Source organism: Micromonospora thermarum (assembly GCF_012034245.1).
Classification (GTDB): domain Bacteria; phylum Actinomycetota; class Actinomycetes; order Mycobacteriales; family Micromonosporaceae; genus Micromonospora; species Micromonospora thermarum.
Window position 1 is genome coordinate 16,285 of the sequence record NZ_JAATEO010000022.1, and the last position, 15,000, is coordinate 31,284.

A 15,000-nucleotide genomic window follows, 5' to 3' on the forward strand; every position below is an offset into this window, starting at 1 on the left:
CGCACGGTAGCGCCACCTCCCCACCATCAGCGTGCCTCTTCGCAGGCGCCCCTGATGGATCGAGCACTCCGCGCGAGAATGGCGCTTGCATGAGCAACGGCCGAACAGCGGGAGTGTTCGATCGGCAAGCCGACAGATGCGACCCAATGTCTACCTTCTTCCGTAGTTTGGTGAGCACCGCTCATGCAGGAGGATGGATGTCCCGCGTCCGCGTTCGGATCGATTTCACACCGCTTGCCGACGACGACGAGTTCGTTCTCGGCGAACTGACCGACGATCTGACGGACGAACTCCGCGAGATCGGCGAGGTGGAGCGCGTCGAACGCCCGGTTGTCGAGCCAAATGCCAAAGGCGTCGCAGAGCTGGCGATCGGTGTGGTGACCGTGCTGGTGGGCACGGACCCCGGCTACGTGCAGGCGTTGGTCGAGGTGGTTCTGGCCTTCCTCCGACGCCACGACGGGCGCCGGGTACACCTGCGGATCGGCGACATCGAGCTGACGATCGACCGGCCCACTCACGGCCAGATTGATGAACTGATCAGTACGGTACGGGCCGCGATCGAGCGGGCCCGCCCCTGATGGGACGGCATGCCCTGCTGCTTGGCACGGCCACTTACCACGTCGACCGTGAGCTCGCGCCCCTTCCGTCGGTACATCACGACGTAGCGCAGCTCAAGACGTTGCTGGACGGTGCCGGCGAGTTCGACACCGTACGCGCTGAACTCGACCTGCCGGCGGAACACCTGCGCCAGTCCGTCGAGGAGTTCTACGGCGCGCGCCGCAGAGACGACCTGGCCCTGCTCTACTACTCCGGCCACGGAGTGCTACACGGCGACGGGCAATCACTGTTCCTCGCCGCGACGGACACGGTCAGTGGAAGTTTGCACGCATCCGCGCTGGACACCGACGGCACCCTGCGCCATCTGCTCAACGACACCAAGGCCAGCCAGAAGGTAGTCCTCCTCGACTGCTGCTTCTCCGGCGCGTTCACGGCACGGAACCGATTCCGCGGTGGGGTGCGTGAAGAGCCGCGCCGCCTTAAGCGTCAACGTGGCACCTTCATCCTGACGTCAAGCACGCACATGAAGGCGTCGAAGGCGCAGGGACCGGATCGCCCGTCGGTCTTCACCGAGGTGCTCCTCGAGGGTCTGCGCGGTGCGGCCGAAGGGCCGTCCGACGACGGTTGGATCACCAGCAACGACCTCTCCCGATACACCCTGACCGAGATGGCGCGGCGCCGCCAGCACACACCGGTCGAGTCGAGTGAGGGCGTCACCGAGCCGATCAGACTGGCGACGGCACCAGGATCCGCCGCCGCAGCGAGACAGGTCGCGGCCGTCACGTCGAGCCCTGCCGACGAGGCGCCGTTCGACGCGGACCAGTGGCGCCGCCTCGTGACCTACTACATCAACTGTATGCAGCGGTCGACCGTGCTGCAGTCGCTCATCGATCCTCGCGAGACCCGGTCGTATGTCGCCGCGCCACCAGGGTCAGAGGCGGTCTTCACCTCGGAGACGCCCGTCAAGCTGAGTGGTTCGGCAGCCGAACTCGCCGCCAGGGCCCGTGATGGCGGCAAGGAGCTGCAGTACGGCTATCCGGTCGTCGCCGTTCGACCGGCCCGGCAGAAGCCAGTGCGGCTCGCCCCACTGCTGGTTTGTGACGTCACCGTCGGCGTGGACGACGTTCTGCACGCCTCCTTCCCACCCCGCCCCAGCGCCGCGCTCGTCGACCTGTTTCAGCTCTCCGAGGTGGAGAGCGACGAACTGCTGCAACGGATCGAACAGGCATTCGCGCCGGGTGACCCCACCTCCCTCACCGCCACCGTCGAGGTGCTGGTGAAGACGTTCGGGCTGAACCCGGTGACGGAACTGGACCCGAAGATGCTGGCAAGCACCATCCGGCCGGGACCGGTGAACGGGGTGCAGAACGCGGCGATCATGTACACCGTCGACGCCGCCGAGTCGCCGCAGCGGCAGCTCGTCGACGACCTACGCGGCATGATCAAGAACCCTCGGCTCATCGACCGGACGGCACTGGGCGCTCTGGCGCGGCGAGCCGACGAGGCGACCGCGACGCCGGTCGTGACGGTGGCGATGAGCGCGACGAACGAGGCGCAGGAAGAGATCATCCAGGCGGCGATGTCCCAGCCGTTGACGGTGGCCCAGGGGCCGCCGGGTACCGGCAAGAGTCAGCTCGTCACCGCCCTGCTCGCCACCGCCACCGCAGCCGGTCAGAGCGTGCTGATCGGCTCCACGAGCAACCAGGCCGTCGACTCGGTGCTTGACCGGGTGACTGACCTGATCGGCCCGGGCCTGCTGCTGCGTACCGGCAACAAGGAACACCGTTCGCAGGAGCCCACACACGTCGCCGACATCCTGGCCGCGTATCCACCGACGGACCGGCCCGCCACGCAGGACGACCGGACCCCACTGCATGAGTTGCGACTGCTCGCTGACGAGATTGCCGACCTCCGTGCCGAGTTGGACGAGCGGCGGCTGCTCGAACGCGACCTCGCGGACCTCGCCGTCGAGCGTGACGCTGACTCAGACGCCGGTGGGGCCGCGCTGCCGACCGACAACACCGCGCTGGAGCATCTTGTCCAGCTGACCGATCGAGCGCTCGCCAGCAGGTGGTTCGGCTGGTGGTACCGGTGGCGGCTGCGGTCGTACCAGCTCGTCGGCCGGAACGCTATCGAGGCGCTCGCCGAGCGGGCGGTGATCGAGCTGCGCTGGCGAGAGCGCCAGCAGCGCCTCGCCAAGCTACCCCACGCTGACGGTTCCTGGCGGCGACTGGTCGACCTGATCAGCACCGAGCGACCCGCTCTCAGCATCGACCTGTTGCGGGCCCAGATCGCTCGGCGGGTAGCTGCGGGCACACGCCTGCTCCAGGATCGAGCCGATGAGATGTCCAGGCCGCAGTCGGACAGCTGGGTCTACTTCCCGGAACTGCTGCGGGTGCTGCCGGGCTGGGCAGTGACCGCCCTCTCCGCCCGACGCCTGAAGAGAAGCCCCGCCATGTACGACCTCGTGGTGATCGACGAGGCGGCGCAGTGCACCATCCCCGCGATCCTGCCCATGCTCTATCGGGCGAAGCGCGCCCTGCTCATCGGGGACCCGCGTCAGCTCGCGCCCGTCGTGGACCTGCCCGAACCTGACGACGTCACCGAGCGGGCCCGCGCCGGTCTGAGCACCGGTTGGCTCACCAACCGGCGGCTGACCTACACCGCCCATTCCGCGTACGACGCTTTCGCCGCCGCGTCGGGCACCGCACTTCTCCTCGATGAGCACTACCGGTGCCACCCGGACATCATCGAGGTACCCAACCAGGAGGTCTACCAGGGCCGGCTCACCGTACTCACGGATCCGGCCCGAATGGCCGCTGCGGCTGATCCCGCCCTCCGCTGGCGCGACGTGCCTGGGGCGTTCAGCCCCGGGGTCACCGGATCTGGGTTCAATGAGGCCGAGATCGACGCGGTCGTCGCCGAGGTTACGGCCTTGCGCAGCGCGTACCCCGATGTCTCGATCGGGGTGGTCACGCCACTGGCCGTGCATCAACGTCGGCTGGCGGCAGCCCTTCGCAGCGCCGGCCTCACCGACAACCTGCTCTGCGCCACGATCCACAAATTTCAGGGCAGCGAACGGGACATCATGGTCGTCTCACCGGCGGGGGCACACGGCATTCCGGACCGTACCCGCAGTTGGCTGATACACGAGACCAACTTGTGGAACGTCGCCATCACCAGGGCGCGGTCGCAGCTCGTCGTGATCGGTGACCGGTCATGGTGGTCGGGTCAACGCGGACTGCTGACCGCCCTGGCGTCGATCCGTGAGGTCGCCGACGCTCCGCTGGACTCCGCGACCGGGGCGGTGGACCGATTGCACCGTGCCCTTCGAAGCCCCGGCCTCACCGTGCGGCGCGACGTCGCCGTGGCCGGGCGCGCTGTCGATCTGGTGGTACGACGTGACGATGTCGAGCTGACTGTCGTCGTCGACGATCCAGCGGGTGATCCCGCCGGCCGGGCGCTGCGTAAGGTCCTCGCCCAACTCGACATCATCGGTGGTTCCACGCCTGTCCACCGGGTGCCTGCCTGGCGCTGCCTGGCCGAGCCGGAGCAGGTGGCGGCAGAGTTGCTCAGCGAGCTGAGCAGGCAACAGCAGGCGCAGGACGGCGGGTAGGCCAGAGCCGGTACCGCAGCTCGCGAGGGCGGGTATTGCGGTTCACCGACGCGGACAGTGAGCGACTGATCGCCAACCGGGAATGGTGAGCCGACCAGGCAGAGCAGGTAGCTGACCCAGGCGCTTGCGGCCCACCAGATGGAATCACCGATGCCGGACCGCGCCGGCTCGTGGGTGCTCTACGGGTGCTCGGACGACGCCCCGCATCAGTCGGATTCACCACGCCGTCCCCGGATTCGTGCCCTCGTTGGACGACCACCGCAACATCACGCACGCAGGTTGGGCGCGGACCAGCGCGAACCCGGCCGGACGACGCGCGCGGAGTCCAGACCGTCAACACCGCGCGACACTGAGCGCGCGTTTGTCCGCTCCTGGGCACTTTTAATCCATAGGTTCAGGGTTCGAGTCCCTGGCCGCCCACTCTTCACCGCCGCTGAGCTGCGATAACGCCGACCAAAGACATCGGGCACAACTTGGCCCGTTCCCGTCGCCTGGCGTTCTTCGGCATGCTGCTGCAGATGCCTCATGAGCGTTGGTGACACCGGTTGCCATCGCACCGTGTCGCCCTTCTCCCGTAGCAGGATGAGGCACTGGTCCGGGTCCAGGTCGACCGGCCGCAGGGCCAGCGCACCGCCCCGGCGGCACGCCGTCTCGGTGTACGGCCGCAGCAGAAGGCTGTCCAGCGCGGGGTCGTCGCCCCGTGCTCGCGGCAACGGCGTTGATCTCCGCCAACCTGCTGTCGGCCACCGCTCGTCTCGTCGATGACTATCGAGGCGTCGACGCCATGGTCCACCTGGATCTGATCGACCAGACCGCCCGCCTGATGGCGCGCGTCCCGGCAATCGCGTACCGCGACTGGGCGACAAGGTGGGGTGGCCGTACCCGCGCCCGTGCCCTCGCTCCCCCGGCACTGACCCGGATACGGAAATCGACACGGGCCCTTGACAACAGTCGAATAGCTACAGTTGGATGGGCCTGCAGTGAAATGTCAACGCCACCTGCGACATTCATTATCATGGGGGTGTTTGTGCCGAGGGGCATGTTCACAAGAAGTGTGGCGCGTACCGCCTTGTTCGTACTCGCGCTATCTGGCGGGGTGGTGGCGGCACCGACCGCGGCCAGTGCCGCGTACTACAATACTTACAGCACAGTCGCGACGCTCGGTAACGCGAATAGTTGCTACTCCACGCAGGGATTCGGCGTAGGGTCCACCTACGCCTACTCCGTGAAAGTCAACAGCGACAACACCAAGGCTGTCATCTACCGGACCAACATGAGTGACGGGACCACGACGCTCATGAACAACGGTGACAACGGGTCCACCTACACGAGCCATCTTGGCCACGCCAACGACGTTGCGCTGCACTCGAACGACGGAAACTACTACATGTTCGTCGTCACGATGGAAGCCGGCAGCACAAGTCTCGTGAAGTTGAAATATGTGGGGACCACCTACTACAAGGTGGGCAGCTACACCATCGCCTACGGTGGCGCGGACAAAGCGATGTCCGGAGTAAAGATCACCGGCAAGGACGCGAGCAACATCTACTTCCTCTTCAAGAGCGGCCGGACCTTCTACCGAGGCTCACTGCCGTTGACCGCAACCAGCGGCACGATCAACGCGACCTACGCCTTCTATGTGGATATCGAAAACGCCCTAGTCAACGGCAGCACCGTCTCCAACATCACCTCGTACGTAACCCAGGGGATTGGCTATCACAACAACACGTTGTATTACCCCTTGACCTACGAGAACGTCAGCATCGTGCTTGTCTATCGGAATATCTCGACCGCCTCGGGGACGATATACGCGGACAACGACCTGTCCTTCCGAATCACCTCCAGCGCATATTCCGACCTCTTCGAGATCGAGGGGCTCGGCATCGCCAACGGGGACAAGCTCTGGTTCAACACCAACCGAAGGGCAAACCCCGACGACACCACCAGCGACGGGGTGCACTATTTCAACGGCTACAGCGTCGTCTGACCTCGCGCCTTGATAAGGGCTCGTCGTGGTGGCGGGCCGAGTACGTGAGAGGTGCCCCCTGGGTCGGAGGGATGGGACTCGTCGAGGGCCTCAACGATTCGACACAGAGGGCACTTCGCACTTTCGCCTTCGAGAAGGCGGCCGGGCCGGGGCAACCAACCGGCCCGGCGCCATTGCAGGTGCGGCGGTCCGGGGCGTTCGGGCCACAGGTTGTGCCGATGCACGCCCGCCGGGTGGAGGGCTTCAACGAGGCCAGCAGAACCTTGCAACGCTTCGCGCAGCGGGACCAGCCAACCTTGAGATGACTTTGCGGCAGCACTACCACGATCGCGTTGCACCGAACCGCTACGTAAAGGCTGGCGTTGGCGCTGCCCGCACCGCCAGCCGCGCCGCCCATGGGTTGCCACCTGCGGCTTGAGTACGGGTCCCGAGAGAGCCGAGCGGCGGCGACATGGAGGGCCGATCAACCGATTCAGGTCATCACCGCCACGGCAACCATTCCGAGTGCCAGAGCGCCGAAGACGACGACCAGCACCCGGCGACGCCATCCGCGCTGCGCCGGGTCGTGGGCAAGGAGGGCTGGCCCACGCCGGTCGGGGCGGCGGGCGATGGCGCTGGCCAGCCGCTCGAAATCCGCGACCTGGCCGGCGGCCGTCAATCCAATCGTCTCCGGCACCTCGGGCAACGGCGGTGGGGCGGAGACGTCTTGTGTCTCGTACCGAGGCTCGATCCGCGGCGGCAGCCGGCGAAAGCGGTTGCTCACACGACCAGCGTCGCAGACGCCGCCACTCCCGAGCCGCAACTGCCATGCCGGACTCTGCCTCGCCGCCGCCCTCCGCCGGCTCACCACCGGCGCCAGGAACACGCCCCTAGGCGCTCCGGTGCAGGTCCCGCACCTCCGGGAGTTGTTGGAAGCCGGCCGACCGGTAGGTGGCAACGGCGCCGGCGTTGGAGCTCCCGGCGCAGACGATCGCGCTCGACGAGCCCAGCTCCCGGAGGGCGGCCGCCGCGGCGACGGTGATCGCCCTGCCGTAGCCGTGGCCGCGATGGTCGCGGTGCACGCCCAACGGTTCCAGCAACCCGGGCTTCCCCGGACCGGCCGACCACACCGTCGCGGCCGCCACCGCGGTGTCCTGGTCGTCGTACGCGACCAGACACCGGGCGTCGGCGTACGGCGGTCCGGCGGCCATCGCGTGCCAGCGCTCGTCCGTGAACGTCGACTTGTCGAACGATGCCCGCTGGACGGCGGACCGCACGTGCACCGCCTCCGGACCGGTCACCTCGATCCGCACGCCGCAGTCCTCCACCGGCTCCGCGAGGTCGCGGCGAAGCGGTGTCCACGGCTCGTCGGCGTCCCACCCGTCATCCAACAGCAGCCCTCGGAACAGTGCGCCAAAGCGGGCTTCGATGTAGATGTTCCCCGGCGGCAGGACGCCGCGATCCGGCCGCGTCACGTCGGCGACCATCTGTTGGGCAAGCTCCTCGTCGTGTTCGACTTCCGGCGCGATCGCCAGTCGTAGCAGCTCGGGAGTGTCCAACAGCCCGACGGCGAGAACCTGCCCGTCCCGGCTCCAGGTGCGGACCGCCGCGGCCGTCGCCTCCGCGCCGAACCGCCAGTGCCAGCCCAGGTCTCCTGGATGCAACTGCATCGGCGCCCCGTCGTACTGCCACTCGCGCAGTACGCGTACAGCCTCGCTCAGCCCATCGACTCCTGGCGTGCTCAACACGATTGACACAATCTGATCGAACACCGCCGCACGTCAGACCGAAAGGGATTTGGCAACGGGCCCCTGGTGGGCTTCCTCGGGACAGCGAGCCGCAGCGACGGGCGTGGCAGGGCTGGCGGCGGCACCGGGGCGCGTTTCGCGCTTTTTGCCGTTTCCGGGCCTGGTGGGTTGAAGACTGGGACGGTGATCGAGGGTGGGACCGGGGGTCGGCGGACCGGACGTGGACGGGCGGATCGGGAACCGCCTGGCCAGAAGGTGATAAAGGCGGGGAGCACCGCAGGAGACAACCGCCGGGCCAACTTCCTGGAGTTGTTCTTCGATCTGATGCTGGTCTTTGCCCTCTCGGGAGTCGTCTCGCGGGTCGTGCAGGACGTGTCCGCCGACAACCTCGCCCGGCGGTGGTTCGGGCTGCTGTATGTCCTCGTGCTGGTCCTGCCGATGATGTGGCTGTGGACGACCACCTCCCACATCACGAGCCGCTGTGACCCGCGCCGGCCGGCAGTGCAGGTGATGGTGCTGCTCACCGCATTCGGCGTGGTGTTCATGGCGTCGTCGTTGCCGTACGCGTTCTTCGAGCGCGGCTACGCGTTCGCCGTACCGTACGTGGTCCTTCAGATGGGACGACCTCTGGTCCTCATCAGGCTCGTGCGGGACCGTAAGCAACGGGCGCTCTACGTGAGGTCGGCGATCTGGTTCACCGTGTCGGCCGTGCCGTGGCTGGCAGGCGTCCTGGTTGAGGACTGGGCCCGGGTAGGTCTGTGGGCGCTGGCCATCACGATCGACCTCGTGGCGGCCCGCTTCTCGTGGCCGGTGCCCGGCATGAGACGGCAACTGGACAGCGCCTGGGAACCCACCAAGACCCATCACCTCGCCGACCGGTACGAGCAACTCCTGCTGATCGCCCTCGGCGAGAGCGTGCTGTCACTGGGCATCACCTACACCGACACGCCGGTGTCGCTGGCCACGACGCTGGCTCTGGTGGTCGGCTTCGCCACCACAGTGCTCCTGTGGCGGATCTACTACTACCGTGCGGGGCAGGTGCTCCCCGAAGCCGTCGACCTGGCCGGAGAGCAGGTCAGAGCCGGCCGGAACGTCGGACGCGCCCACGTGCTGATGGTCCTGGGCATCGTGCTCGTGGCGATCGGCTACGAGATCGTCATGACCGACCCGGGCGGCCCCGTGCGCCCGGCCTGGCTGGTCGTGACCCTCGGCGGGCCGATCGTCTATGTCGTCGGCCGCATGGGATTGGAACGCGTGGTCTTCAACCGGCTCTCCCGACGCAGGCTCGTCGGCATCGCGGCCTTGGCTGCCGCAGCGCTGCCGTTGGCCTTCACCACACCGTTGATCACGGCGACCGGCGCCCTCACGATACTCATCGGCATGGCCCTGGCCGACGCCCGAGCGGCCTCCGGTCGACCATTGGAAGCCCCGTCACCAGCCACCGGCCGAAGATGACCAGGGGTTCAGGTTCGGTCCAGGGCTGCGCTCCGTTCGCCCGGTCAGCGAGCCAGCACGACCATGACGACGGCGATGAATCCCACCAGCAGGACGGTTCCGCCGAACACGACGTAGGGCCACCACTGAGGCGTGGGCCCCGGCCGCAGTCGGAGGGGCTGGGTCGGTTGGTTCCACGCCGGCGGCACCACGACGACATGACGGCGGTCCGGCCACAGCGGGGGAGGGCTGCCCGGTTCCGACTTGGCCATCGTGAGCTACCTCCGAAGGCGTCATGCTCGGTCGCTGGTGGTGGACCGGGCGGGCCTGCGGGGGGGTCGGGTGGCGTCCCGCCCGGTCACGGAAGCCGGCGTTCCGCCTTCCACCATTGATAGGCGACGAAGGCCGCTGGCTCGTTACGTCCGCAACCCCCGGGCGAACAGGCGGTGAGGGGGAGCCGCGGTCGCCCGCGGTCTCCCCCTCTCGATGCTCAGGCCGTCGCGCGACCGTCAGCTCTTCGGGACCCGGAGTTGGTCCCAGGTGGACTTGCCGGGCCAGCCGTCGGCGTCGGCGCCGCTGTAGCCGAGCTTCTGCTGCCACTTGGCGTACGACTGGCGGTCGGCGTCGGACCACTGCGGGCCGGGCCCGACCCGGTAGAGGCCACAACCCTCGGCGACGAGCCGGCGACCCATGTTCGTCACGATGACGCTGTTCGGGTTGGCCTTGAACCACTCCGCGCCCGGGTAGGGCTCGTACTGGTTGGAGTAGCGGGGCACCCGCAGCTGGTCCCAGGAGCTCTTGCCGGGCCAGCCGTCGGCGGCGGCGCCGGTGTAGCCGAGCTTCTGCTGCCAGGCGGCGTAGGACTGGCGGTCGACGTCGGTCCACTGGGGGCCGGGGCCGGACGTGTACCTGCCGCAGCCCTCGGCGATCAGGCGGCGTCCCATCTCGGTGATGATCGGGCTGTTCGGGTTCGACTGGAACCAGGCCGCGCCCGGGTACGGCTCGTAGGTGCCGCTGCCGGTCGCACCGCCCTGCTCGTAGGAGCCGCCGCCCTGGTGGGGCACCCGCAGCTGCGCCCACGTCGTCGGGCCGGGGATGCCGTCGGCGTCGGCACCGGTGTAGCCGAGCTTGCGCTGCCAGTTCGCGTACGACCGGCGGTCGGCCTCACTCCAGCGCGGTCCCGGGCCGGACAGGTAGGCACCGCAGCCCTCGGCGACCAGGCGCACGCCCATCGCGGTGATGATCGAGCTGTTGGTGCCCACCGTGAAGAAGGACGCGCCCGGGTACGGCTGGTAGCCGGTGGCGCCGGGCGAGACGCCGTCGGCGGGGACCATGAGCCGGTCCCAGGACGTCTTGCCGGGCCAGCCGTCCGCGGCCGCGCCGGTGAAGCCGAGCTTGCGCTGCCACATCGCGTACGCGTCCCGGTCCACGTCGGACCACTGCGAACCGGGACCGACGCGGTAGGGGTTGCAGCCCTCCTGGACCAGCCGCACGCCCATGGCCATGACGATCCGGCTGTTCGGCCGGCCCTTGAACCACTCCGTGCCGGGGAACGGGACGTAGTCCCCGATGGGGCCGCTGGTCCCGCCCTGCGGGTCCAGCTCCGAGCTGTGGGCCGGGATGAGGAGCTTGACGCCGATCCCGAACGCGTAATTCGGCATGACCACCATGGGCAGGCCGTTCAAGGCGGCCAGGGCGGACCAGGGGACGTTGAACTTGGCCGCCACCGATCCGAGGGTGTCGCCGGGCCCGGTGATGTACTCGATGGGGCCGCTGTTGGCGCCGGGATCGAGCTCGCCGCTCCGGACCAGGTTGTACATGTGGGTGCCGGGGCACGCGGTGGCGTAGCCGTCCCGGTGGCCCAGGATCTCGTTGCCCGCGCCCCCGTAGTAGCGGAGGTAGGCGATGGCGTCGCGGATGCCCTGCTTCATCTCGCCGGTGGCGGCGGTGTTCCAGATGCCCCAGCCGGACGTGCCGTACCACTCGTAGCCGGTGCCGACCAGGGCCAGGATGGCGTAGTGGTCGCGGTTCAGGGTCTGGTTGCCGTTCGCGGCGCACTGGCGGTTCTTTCCGCGGCCCTCGTAGACGTAGCCGTGCCGGCAGACCGCCAGGCTGTAGGCGATGTCGGCGTACCCGTCGTTCTGGTGCATCAACTGCACCTCGCGGACCTTCGCCGCGCACTCCTGGTGCAGCTGGATCGCATAGAGCGACCCCAGGTAATGGATTTTCACGCCACGGGTGGACGTGATCGGGGGATCGTCGTTCTCGCCCATCGGGCGGGCGCCCCACATCGCTCGGGTGACGAATTTCATCGCGGAAACTTCTCTCTGGTCGGTGGCCGGCGGATATCGGGAGCGCGCTCTACAGGGAGTAGGCGAGGCCCCCGAATCCGAGCTGGTCGAAACCGCCACCTTCGGTACGTGCCTTGTTCGCCAGGACAGCCGTGTTGGGTGCCGACAGGCCCTTGCGGGTGACGTAGTGGTTGTGGATGAGCGCCCACGCGGGGCTGGTCGCCGAGGTCCCCCAGGTGCCGAGCGCCGGGGCCTCCGACGGCTCGGGCTGGACCAGCGCGAGCTCCTCGGCGGCGGCGAGCAGCCGGTTGCCGTGGCTCGCGTACAGGTCGCGGCCCTGGCTCCAGGCCATCTCGCAGATGGCCGCGAGCAGGCTCAGCCCGGTGACCGAGTACCGGTCGGAGTCTCCGCCGTTCCAGATGTACGGGATGGAGTTCATCAGCCGCGGCGTGCCGGTGACGAGCGCCGTCGCCTGGTCGACCTTGGCGATGTCGTCGCAGAAGATGCCGGTCGCCAGGACCGAGGCGATGTGCGACAGCTCCCAGTTGGCCTTGTACGACGGCGCGCACGAGTCGAGCGGCGCGGTCAGGAACGTGTTGCTCGCCGGGTAGAGGACGTTCGTCAACAGCGCGGCGAGGCGCGCCTGGTCGAAGCCCGCGTGGTCGCGGACGATCTCGGCGGCGTTGGCCAGCAGGAAGCCGTAGATGCCGGACGTCTGCCCGAGGAACGGCGTGCCGGAGACCGACGTGAGGGTCTGCGACCAGGCGTTGAGGATGTCGCGAGCCGTGTCGGCGTGCGCGGTGACGCCGGTGAGCTTCCAGCGCAACGCGTTCTGGTAGGCGGCGTGCGCGTCGTCCAGCAACTGGATGTAGTTCTCACCGGAGCCACCGGTGTTCAGCGCCGCCACCGGCTTGGCCGCCCAACCGGACTGGGAGCGGGCGTTCGCCTTCACCGCGGTCCAGCCGGAGGACCAGGGAGCCGTGGTGGCGGCGCTCTTGGCCTTGAGGTCCGTGAAGCCGGCCGCGGTGTGCAGCAGGCCGGGGTGGGCGAAGACCGCGGCGTGCGCCTCCGTCGCCGACAGCGAACCCAGGACGCTCGTGGCGCTCGCCCCGGCGCCGACGAGCGCGACATTCCGGAGGAACGATCTGCGGCTGGATCTGGTCGTGACCGGATCAAGTGACATGACATTTCCTTTTGGACAAGGAAGGCCACCGCGCCGACAAAGTCGAGGCAGAATGGAGCATTGCCAGAACACGCAGTGGACTTCGTGCGGGGCCTGCTGAGCGGCCGGGCCACCACATGGTGCCGTTTCGGACAGGCCCCGGCAATAGTGCCGAATGGATGGGGAGGAAAAGCTCCCCCTTCAGTCACCTACCGGAATTCACGCATCGGCGGTTTGCTGAAATGCGGCTGATCCGCGTTGGCGGAAAGCGCCACCTGGGGTGCCCACGCGGCCCGGCGGACAGAAGGGGGGTCCGCCGGGCCGCGTGCCGTCCTGATCACAGCGCGTCGGAGGTCGCCGTACTCCTCGGGCATAATGTCCGGCGATGGTCCACTCGCAGCAGACGGCACCCCACCGGTCCGGGGAGGCCGCCGGTCCGGGGCTGGACCTCGGCATCGCCGGGTGCACCGGCGCGGTGGTGGTCGGGCGGGGCGGCTTCGGTGTCGTCTACCGGGCCTGGCAGCCGGATTTCCACCGCTGGGTGGCGGTCAAGGTCCTCGCGGCGGACTGGCACGGCCCGTCCCGGGCGCGCTTCGAGCGGGAACTGAAGACGCTGGGCCGGCTGTCGGACCACCCGAACATCGTCACGCTCCACCAGGCCGGCCGCACCGCCGCCGGCAACCCGTACCTGCTCATGGCGTACGAGGAGAACGGCTCGCTGGCGGACCGGCTGGCCGCCGGGCGTCCGGCGGCCGAACCCGGCACGGAGGTCGCGGAGCCCCCGTGGGTGGCGGCGGTGGCCGGCGGGATCGCCGTGGCCGGCGCACTGGAGACCGCGCACCGGGCCGGCGTGCTGCACCGCGACGTGAAGCCCGGGAACATCCTGATCTCGCGGTACGGGGAACCGAAGCTGGCCGACTTCGGCCTCGCCCGGCCGTTCACGGAGACGCCGGACGCGGGCCGGATCACCGCCAGCCTGCCGCACGCCGCGCCGGAGGTGCTGCGCGGCGAGCCGGCATCGGTGGCCTCCGACGTCTACGCGCTCGCCTCGACGGTGCTGCACTGGATCCGCGGGGCGCCCGCGTTCGCCGCTGACACCGAAGCCGAGCTGCTCCGGCGGATCGCCGTCGATCCCGTCCCCGACCTTCGACCCGAGGGCGTGCCCGACAGGGTGTGCGCGGCGCTGGAACGGGCCACGGCGAAGGATCCCGCCCGCCGGCACCCCACCGTCGCGGCGTTCGCGGAGGAGCTGCGGGCGGCCCAGCGGGCGGCGGGTCAGCCGGTGACACCCTTCGTGCTCGGCGAGGTGGCCAAGGTGGTGCCGGCGGACGAGCCGGCCCGGCCCCGCTTCTCGCTGACCGCCCGCCGGGCGGCCCTCGGTGCGGACCTCACGGCAACCGTCCACCGGACGCGGCGGTCCCGGATTCCCGCGTGGGCCCGGACCGTCGGGGTGCTCGTCGCCGTGGGGTCGATGCTGGCCACCGCCGGGTCGGCGGCGCCGCCCGCCGCGGACCGGCTGGCGGTGCCGGCCACGCTGGCGGTGGGCGAACAGGAGGTCCACGCCAGCTCGGACGAGCACGCGGTGGCCGTCCGCAACGGGGGTGGCCGGGAGGTCCGGCTGAGCGCGGTGACGCCGGTCGGCCCGCACGGCGGTGACCTGCGGGTGACCGGCGACGGCTGCACCGCGCACGCCCTGGCGCCCGGGCAGCGGTGCGAGGTGCGGGTGGTCTTCACGCCGCAGGGTCCGGGCCCGCGTACGCCGCTGCTGGCGGTGACCGTGGCGGGGCGCACGGCACCGCTGACCGTCCGGGTGCAGGGAGCCGGGCGACTCCGCCCGGCCAGCAGGGACGCCGCGCCGCCCGGCCGCTGCTACGACGACGCCGTCCAGATCGTCCCCTCCGCCTACGGGTACGCGGGCGGGCTGCGCACGCTCTCCGTCAAGCAGTACTGGTCGCCGACGTGCCGGGCGGCGATGGGGTACGTGTGGGTGTGGAAGCAGTACCGCGACAACGCGATGCTCGGCGGTGGCACCTGGCTCGTGGACCTGGCGATCCGCCCGGCCGCCGGGGACGGCGGCGCACGGCAGCGGGCGCAGGGGCAGCCGCACGAGTTGTGGACCGCGCCGTTCACGGTCGGCGGTGGCTGCACGGTGGCGACAGCCACGGTGACGCACCGGCGCACCGGCGAGTCGATGACGGCGACGACCGAGCCGTGGTGCGGGTGAG

General features: G+C 69.2%; 9 protein-coding genes. 5 read left to right on the forward strand and 4 right to left on the reverse strand.

Annotated elements, in window-relative coordinates; all coding sequences use genetic code 11:
• Positions 1-197: 197 nt before the first annotated feature.
• The 3 genes from HCJ94_RS19850 (at position 198) to HCJ94_RS19865 (ending at position 6,161) form a co-directional block, all read left to right on the forward strand.
• Entirely contained in the window at positions 198-578 is a 381-nt protein-coding gene (locus HCJ94_RS19850) for a hypothetical protein (RefSeq protein WP_168002533.1), read from the forward strand.
• Positions 578-4,174: a caspase, EACC1-associated type gene (locus HCJ94_RS19855; RefSeq protein ID WP_168002534.1), complete on the forward strand. Its 3,597-nt coding sequence runs from the start codon at positions 578-580 to the stop codon at positions 4,172-4,174. The genes HCJ94_RS19850 and HCJ94_RS19855 overlap by 1 nt, the downstream gene beginning before the upstream one ends.
• Before the next feature lie 700 nt (positions 4,175-4,874).
• Positions 4,875-6,161 carry a hypothetical protein gene (locus tag HCJ94_RS19865; RefSeq protein WP_240944353.1) on the forward strand — a complete coding sequence of 429 codons (1,287 nt, stop codon included), beginning with the start codon at positions 4,875-4,877 and terminating at the stop codon, positions 6,159-6,161.
• 472 nt (positions 6,162-6,633) lie between these two features.
• Here HCJ94_RS19865 and HCJ94_RS19870 read toward each other — a convergent pair whose 3' ends face one another.
• Together HCJ94_RS19870 and HCJ94_RS19875 are read right to left on the reverse strand one after the other, a co-directional pair.
• Positions 6,634-6,924, reverse strand: coding sequence for a hypothetical protein (locus HCJ94_RS19870; RefSeq protein ID WP_168002535.1), 291 nt, complete (start codon positions 6,922-6,924; stop codon positions 6,634-6,636).
• A 106-nt stretch (positions 6,925-7,030) separates the two neighbouring features.
• Complete coding sequence (locus tag HCJ94_RS19875; protein WP_168002536.1) at positions 7,031-7,897, reverse strand: GNAT family N-acetyltransferase; 867 nt, start codon at positions 7,895-7,897, stop codon at positions 7,031-7,033.
• Between the two features lie 57 nt (positions 7,898-7,954).
• Between HCJ94_RS19875 and HCJ94_RS19880 the strand changes: the two genes are divergently transcribed.
• Entirely contained in the window at positions 7,955-9,343 is a 1,389-nt protein-coding gene (locus HCJ94_RS19880) for a low temperature requirement protein A (protein WP_168002537.1), read from the forward strand.
• Between the two features lie 488 nt (positions 9,344-9,831).
• On the opposite strand, the gene HCJ94_RS19885 is transcribed toward HCJ94_RS19880, so the two are convergent.
• Positions 9,832-11,634 carry a peptidoglycan-binding protein gene (locus tag HCJ94_RS19885; RefSeq protein ID WP_168002538.1) on the reverse strand — a complete coding sequence of 601 codons (1,803 nt, stop codon included), beginning with the start codon at positions 11,632-11,634 and terminating at the stop codon, positions 9,832-9,834.
• A 49-nt stretch (positions 11,635-11,683) separates the two neighbouring features.
• Entirely contained in the window at positions 11,684-12,796 is a 1,113-nt protein-coding gene (locus tag HCJ94_RS19890) for an alginate lyase family protein (protein ID WP_168002539.1), read from the reverse strand.
• Positions 12,797-13,160: 364 nt separating this feature from the next.
• On the opposite strand from HCJ94_RS19890, the gene HCJ94_RS19895 reads away from it, so the two are divergent.
• On the forward strand, positions 13,161-14,999 hold the full coding sequence (locus HCJ94_RS19895; RefSeq protein ID WP_168002540.1) for a serine/threonine-protein kinase: 1,839 nt from the start codon (positions 13,161-13,163) through the stop codon (positions 14,997-14,999).
• Position 15,000: the final 1 nt, after the last annotated feature.

Coding starts and splice junctions, on each gene's coding strand:
- HCJ94_RS19855 (WP_168002534.1), top strand. CDS start 578: ATGGGACGGCATGCCCTGCTGCTTGGCACGGCCACTTACCACGTCGAC.
- HCJ94_RS19850 (WP_168002533.1), top strand. CDS start 198: ATGTCCCGCGTCCGCGTTCGGATCGATTTCACACCGCTTGCCGACGAC.
- HCJ94_RS19895 (WP_168002540.1), top strand. CDS start 13,161: ATGGTCCACTCGCAGCAGACGGCACCCCACCGGTCCGGGGAGGCCGCC.
- HCJ94_RS19890 (WP_168002539.1), bottom strand. CDS start 12,796: ATGTCACTTGATCCGGTCACGACCAGATCCAGCCGCAGATCGTTCCTC.
- HCJ94_RS19885 (WP_168002538.1), bottom strand. CDS start 11,634: ATGAAATTCGTCACCCGAGCGATGTGGGGCGCCCGCCCGATGGGCGAG.